Source organism: Chryseobacterium sp. DT-167, assembly GCF_058310155.1.
This window is the reverse complement of sequence record NZ_JBZEEQ010000145.1, coordinates 1-511: the sequence shown is the minus strand read 5'-3', so window position 1 is coordinate 511 and position 511 is coordinate 1. Positions and strand designations below refer to the sequence as shown.

The window sequence follows — 511 nt, the reverse complement described above, 5'->3', positions numbered from 1 at the left end:
CTCGGCCCAGAGGAGCAGGTCCACGATCCCGACGAGGGCGGCGATACCGATGACGGTGCGGATCAGACCGAGGAGCGGGAGGAAAGGGTCGCGGGACGCCGCGCGACGCACCGCTGCGGGAGGAACGTCGTGAGGGACCGTCCGCGCAGCCTGCGCGAGCTGCCGTCCGAGGAGGAGGCGATCGGCGGATTGCGCCGACGCCCACACCACGGCGGCAGCGGCGGCGATGCCGGCGAGCACCGCGATCCACGTCCGGGAGATCGGATCGATGTCGTACTCGATCCAGAAGCCCGTGACCGCCTCCTCGAGCGTGATCCACAAGCCGAGGACGAGGACGAAGCCCACCCCCGACGCGACGAGCGCCGACAGCGCGCCGACGACGAGCGTCGAGGTCAGGACCCGCGAGGCCCCGAAAGGCGGCTCGACGAACCGGTGCGCGGTCGCCGGCTCAGCCGACTGCCGCCCGCGTCGACGAGCCACGCTCCTCTCCCCCGCGGACGAGCGTCAGGCG

At 72.8% G+C, this 511-nt stretch carries 1 protein-coding gene; it reads right to left on the bottom strand.

The window, feature by feature from the left end; genetic code table 11:
* The coding region (locus AC4FQ5_RS20195; RefSeq protein ID WP_491146542.1) for a hypothetical protein at nucleotides 1-480 on the bottom strand (480 nt) is incomplete at its 3' end.
* Nucleotides 481-511 lie beyond the last annotated feature (31 nt).